The organism is Xenorhabdus sp. SGI240, from assembly GCF_040081915.1.
Taxonomy (GTDB): Bacteria; Pseudomonadota; Gammaproteobacteria; order Enterobacterales; family Enterobacteriaceae; genus Xenorhabdus; species Xenorhabdus bakwenae.
Genome location: NZ_JBEBMB010000101.1, coordinates 1 through 6150 on the forward strand (window position 1 = coordinate 1; position 6150 = coordinate 6150).

General features: G+C 42.1%; 4 protein-coding genes and 2 pseudogenes. 4 read left to right on the plus strand and 2 right to left on the minus strand.

Annotation, left to right across the window (positions count from 1 at the left end; genetic code table 11):
* From ABLA76_RS16165 to ABLA76_RS16180, 4 genes and pseudogenes are all read left to right on the plus strand, one after another.
* Positions 1-741 (plus strand): integrase domain-containing protein (locus ABLA76_RS16165; RefSeq protein WP_348988705.1); only part of this gene is annotated, 741 nt, incomplete at its 5' end.
* Between the two features lie 255 nt (positions 742-996).
* Positions 997-1259 (plus strand): annotated as a pseudogene (locus ABLA76_RS16170) (helix-turn-helix transcriptional regulator).
* Positions 1260-1713: 454 nt separating this feature from the next.
* On the plus strand, positions 1714-2931 hold the full coding sequence (locus ABLA76_RS16175) for an AAA family ATPase (RefSeq protein WP_047961510.1): 1218 nt from the start codon (positions 1714-1716) through the stop codon (positions 2929-2931).
* Entirely contained in the window at positions 2921-3901 is a 981-nt protein-coding gene (locus ABLA76_RS16180) for a ParB family protein (RefSeq protein ID WP_348988706.1), read from the plus strand. Before ABLA76_RS16175 ends, ABLA76_RS16180 begins: the two co-directional genes overlap by 11 nt.
* A gap of 698 nt (positions 3902-4599) precedes the next feature.
* Here the strand turns inward: ABLA76_RS16180 and ABLA76_RS16185 are convergent.
* Both ABLA76_RS16185 and ABLA76_RS16190 read right to left on the minus strand, forming a co-directional pair.
* Entirely contained in the window at positions 4600-5781 is a 1182-nt protein-coding gene (locus ABLA76_RS16185) for an MFS transporter (RefSeq protein WP_348988707.1), read from the minus strand.
* A 154-nt stretch (positions 5782-5935) separates the two neighbouring features.
* A pseudogene (locus ABLA76_RS16190) lies at positions 5936-6150 on the minus strand (IS982 family transposase); the annotation flags it as partial.

The following is a 6150-nucleotide window of genomic DNA, read 5'->3' on the forward strand; positions in this document are numbered from 1 at the left end:
AAAAACCTTAATAATTTGAAAGCTAAACATGTAGAACAGTATGTTAGTGCCCGTTTATCTCAGGGAATAGCCAAGTGCACTGTGCAAAATGAAATGGCTGCGCGGCGCAATATTTTTCGCATGGCAGGCCGGGAGAAACTGGAAACTTCGCCACGCCTGAGTAATCAGGCATTGGGATTAAGCGGAACCAGTCGCGCCGGAACGAAACAGGCTATCCCTGATGCTGCGTTTCAGGTCGTTTACCAGAAAGCGCTTGAACGTGATGCCGGATTTGCCGTCACACTGAAACTCGCCCGCTTGCTGGGATTGCGTTCTCAGGAAGCGGTGCAATGCAGTGCTTCACTGAAGAGCTGGCGCAAACAGTTAGAACAGCCAGAGCCGAAACTGCATGTTGTGTTCGGAACCAAAGGTGGCCGACCACGGCAAACCCGTATCTTGAATGTTGCGGCGGTGAAAGAAGTTGTTGAACAGGCCATTGTTATTGCAGAACAACGTGGCGGTAGACTGATTGATAAACCAGATCTCAAGCAGGCCATGAACTACTGGCGGGCACAGACCACAAAGATTGGTTTAACCGGTTGCCATTCTCCCCATAGTTTGCGCTATGCGTGGGCGCAGGATGCATTGGCTTTTTACCAACAGAATGGTTTTAGCCGTCAGGAAGCAAGGGCACTGGTTTCAATGGATTTGGGTCATGGCGATGGCCGCGGGCGTTATGTTGAACGGGTTTATAGCCGTTAAACTTAGTCGTCCGGTTATTGAGTTAAATAAAGTAATCAGTTAAAGTGACCCCGCCATTGGCAAATACCAATGGTCAGGGATTTGCAACCCTGTGGACACTTCACTGGTAGGATATTTCTACCAGTGTGCCTGCATTCGCCTTTTCTATGGCGGTTCAGGTGGGGGAGACTCACGTCTCGCCGGAGTAAGCGCCGGTCTGCTAACCCTGTCTGAATCGCCACCATCAATATTAATTAATGGGAAGGGGTAGCAGGAATGAATAACAACATCAGAAACGACTGGCATCAAGCAGACATAATTGCTGCACTACGCAAACGTGGTACTACCTTAGCCGCTCTCTCCCGTAAAACGGGACTCAGCTCATCAACACTCGCCAATGCATTCAGCAGACCGTGGCCTAAAGGTGAATGGATCATCGCGGATTATCTCGGCATCCATCAGAGATCTGGCCAAGTCGTTATTTTGATCAGCGTGGTCAACTTATTGAGCGCAAGATTCGCAATAAGTCACAGGAGTAACCCATCTTCGTTTTTTAGTCAGTTTGTGAAAATGATAAATTTTAATATGAAGCCGTGAGATTTAAATGGCAGCCTGATTTGGCCATTTTTAAACTCCACGGCTTTTTTGATTTATTTTGACTTTGTACACTATCTGCAACCATATATTCGTTGCTATGTTTACCAGCTCTCCTTTTTTATGTGGAATTTTGTGATCTCTCAATAGCCCACCTGATAAGCTGATTGAACCAGTACACAAGATTCCATCATTTCAATCCCTGAAATCGATGCGAAATTTTGGCGATTTCACCCTGAAATTTCTAATTAAATTACTTTTAAAACAATAATATAACCATTAAATACCTATGGAGAAAAATAAACAAAATAAAGCGTTTTTCAATTTAAAAAATTTACATTTATAGTTTTATGTAGGATATTTAAATAAAATCTAAAAACCTACACATACGGTAAAAACATGAATGAAACCTATAAACAATTAGATAAGGTTGCGCAAAGGTCAGTTCGTCTACTCCAGTCGCTCAGTGACCAAATCCAAAGCCAAAAGCTGGAGCTGAGTAAAACAGCTTATTATCAAACGTATTCAAAAGCGGCTCTCGCAAAATTACCAAAGTTAACACGTGCCAGCGTGGATTATGCCGTTAACGAAATGGAAGCGAAGGGATATGTATTTGGCAAGAAGCAAGCAGGTTCTTCATCCAAGTACGCGATGACAATTGAGAACATCATAGATCTGTACCATCACAGAGGCGTTCCCAAATACCGGGATCGCTATCACGAAGCATTGACCTTCTTTATCGGTAATTTAAAGGGGGGAGTATCTAAAACCGTCAGTACAGTTTCTCTGGCACATGCATTACGCACTCATCCACACCTGATTTTCGAAGACCTTAGGATCTTGGTTATCGACCTTGACCCACAAGCATCGGCAACCATGTTCCTTGATCATAAACAGTCTATCGGTTCTGTTGATACAACATCAGCCCAAGCCATGCTGCAAAATGTTTCGCGTGAAGAGTTACTATCTGAATTTATTACATCCTCAGTCGTTGCAGGCGTAGACATTATTCCGGCATCCATTGAAGACGCATTCATCGCATCACGTTGGGAAGAACTCTGCGCAGAACATTTGTCAAACCAGAACATCTATACCGTCCTTCGCGAGAATATCATCGATAAAGTGAAACACGATTACGACTTCATCTTTATCGACAGCGGACCACACTTGGACTCTTTTCTGTCTAACGCGATCGCCGCCGCAGACTTTCTTATGACTCCAATCCCACCCGCACAAGTGGATTTTCACAGTACACTGAAATATCTTGCTCGCTTGCCGGAGCTGATAGAAATGATCGAGTCAACAGGTGCATCAACTCGGCTCAGCGGTAACATCGGCTTTATGTCCAAGTTAGTGAATAAAACTGATCACAAGCTGTGTCATAGCCTGGCAAAAGAGATTTTTGGTGGTGACATGCTTGATTTCGCTATCCCGCGACTGGACGGGTTCGAGCGTTGCGGCGAGTCCTTCGACACCGTTATTTCCGCAAATCCTGCCACGTATATCGGCAGTGGGGAAGCACTGAAGAATGCGAAAACAGCCGCAGAAGACTTCGCCAAAGCCGTTTTTGACCGAATTGAATTCATCAGAGTTAACAGGGGCAACAATGCAAGATAAAAAACGTCCAACTATCGGAAGAACATTCAATTCAGTATCCCTGGATACGCCAGCGGAAAACCAAACTACAGAACAGCGTTTCACACTGGCTTCGGGTCAAACTGCCATATTTCAACTAGAGCACATCCCTGCCGATAAACTGGAGTCCGAAACTACCGTTAATTTTTTAGTCAATGGCCGGGATCAAAGCGCACTGACAAAAGAATCTGTCAGCGACATCATGCGCACCATCAATCTTCAACAATTCTTCCCGGCAATCGGTCGTCGTATTGATGGCAAGATAGAAATTCTGGATGGTTCTCGCAGACGTGCCGCTGCTATTTTCTGTGGTGCTGGTTTAGATATCTTAGTCACGAACACAAATATCAGTGCCGATGACGCAAGACAACTTGCCACTGATATCCAGACTGCAAGAGAGCACAACATTCGTGAAGTCGGTTTGCGTCTGCTCCAGCTGCGAGAAGGAGGAATGACTCAAAAGGAAATTGCTGAGTCTAGCAACATGTCACAAGCCAAAGTGACTCGCGCAATTCAGTGTGCTTCAGTACCTAGTGATATTGTCGCCGTGTTCCCTGTCATCGCAGAATTGAGTTACCCTGATTATAAAGCGCTTTTGGACATCACCGCTGACATCCAAAGAAACAAACTTCCGATTGATGAAGTCGTTAGCTGTGTGCGTGATGATATCCAGAATATGGATAAAACCAAACCAGTAGCTCCCGACGAAATGAAATCAATCATCATCAAACTGTTTAAAGATTTCAGCAGCAATAACGTAAAAAAAACTGCACAAGAAAAGCAGCAGATAATCCCTCTTTGGGACTTCAAAGATAAGAATTCATTTGCCCGCAAACGGATTAAAGACAGATCCGTGAGCTTTGAATTTAACCGCGTACCAAAAGGATTCGAGGAAGAACTGGAAAAAATGATTCAGGTGTTAATGCGAAAACACTTCAATTTAAACGAATAATTCTCCAGATAATTCCACCATATAACCAAATGAATTTATTACGTTTATTTGAAAAATTTCAGGGTGAAATCGCCAAGATTTCATAGTATAAAATAACTTAACGGATATAGAAAAGAGGCTCTGTGCTGGGCAAACAGGTCTAAATTGGCCTGTACTTGCCCCCTAAAACGGACATTTTTAACTCGCCATATTAAGTGAAGTATCTGAGATTTCATAGCCGCACCGTTACCCCCTCTGTCAGGATAGTTGTAGCGGCTCGCGTTTATAATCCGGCGGACTCGCATTTATCCGGTTTTTCGGCTCTCACTAATTGCAACGTAAACCTCCGGTGAACTCACCTTGCAACACACGGTCAGTTTGTGCGGAGGTTTACAGATAAATGCGAGCCGCTACAGATATTAATAAAATGGTGTTTGACCTTTCCCTGATAACGTGGATCTGGAAAATCAGAAAAAACATCCACTAATTCCTTCATCAGCTTTCCTCTAAAAATGAAGGCATTATCCACTAAATATTTTCATGCGTACCCCCAGCCCCCTCTGAGCCAAGTAGTTGGGATATGTTCATTACATTATCTAATGAGTATTGCCTTAATAAGCGGGATATTTAGATTGGAGTTTATAAGGCTGAATACCATATAAACTCCAAAACCACGATAATATCAAATTATTGCGATGGATATAAAAAGCAAAAAAACATTATTCATCCTGATGAACTAACACTTTAGTTTGTTTTGGAGTAAACATCATGGCACACACTCCAGCCAAACAGATCATAACTCCACCTAATGTAAGGTAATTAATTGATACGTGAGAGATAAGTATTCCACCGACAATAGATCCTAGCGCTATTCCTGAGTTAAAACCTGCAATATTAAGTCCAGAAGCAATCGGTACGGCTTCAGGAACATAATATTTAGCAATACTTATTACCCTAGCTTGCATCGCGGGTACTGCTGCATACGAAATAGCACCAATAATCGCAATAAGAATCCCCATTACGACCAGTGAATGACCAAAAAAATACATAAGTATTAAATCAAAACTGAGTAAAAATAAAATGATCATGACAGAGCGTTCAGCACCCAGAGCATCTGTTACCTTACCACCGATAATATTTCCAATAGCAGCAAATATTCCGTAAAGCAGCATCATATAACTTGCGGTCTGAATAGATACTTTTGTTACTTGATAAAGAAAAGGTGAAATATAAGTATATAAAGTAAATGCTCCGGTATATCCCAGCACAGTAACAAATGCACCTAACAGCAGAATTGGATTAAATATATAAGATAACGATTTTATTGGATGAGCAGCAATATTACTTTTATTCCCTGTATTAGCAGGCATCCAAAAAATTAATCCAATAAGACCAACTAATCCAAATATTGTAACCAAAGAGAAACTAAGTTTCCAAGATATCACACTTCCTAAATATGTACCTATAGGAACACCTATAGCAAGTGCCAAAGTTAATCCGGAAAAGACACATGCAACTGCTGCTCCACTTTTCTTCGGGGGAACAAGTTCAGTGGCTACGCTGGCAGAAACAGCCAAAAATAATCCATGTGCAAGACCAGCTACGAATCGCGAGACAATCATCGTTTCGACATTATTGGAAAGTGTTGCAGCTAGGCTTCCGAGAGAAAAAATGATCATCGTTGTAAGCATGACACTTTTTCGTGACCATTTTGTCGTTATTGCGGTGAGGAATGGTGCTCCAATAGTAGCTCCCACAGCATAAGCTGTGACTGTTAAGCCCACAATATCTACGGACGCCTGGAAATCATCAGAAATGGCGGATACAAGCCCAATAACCAAAAATTCTGTCAGTCCGAGTGCAAACGCACATAATGAGAAAATATAAATGACAAATGGCATACACAGCTCCAAATTATCTGATTACTATGTAAAATCATGGTAAATACATAAGAGATATAATAAAAATAAAGTGATATTCAAAATGATATAGTTATTCTTATATCACTTATATTTCAATGGGTATAAATATCTTTATCTCACGCGATGCTCAACTTTAACTGCCTATAACATTGGCTTGTTGAAGCCAGTCGCGTTGACTTTTACCTTGTTTAAAATTAGCAAAAATGCCCAAGGTGTGAGAAAGCAGTTTTCTGGCTATTCGATTACTCAAATGCCACAAATCCCGTGCCCAGCACTTCTCGATAGTAAATTGTCCGGCGAGTTGACCAATCACGGTTTCAATTAAACGGTCGCGGTAGGAATAGGCAT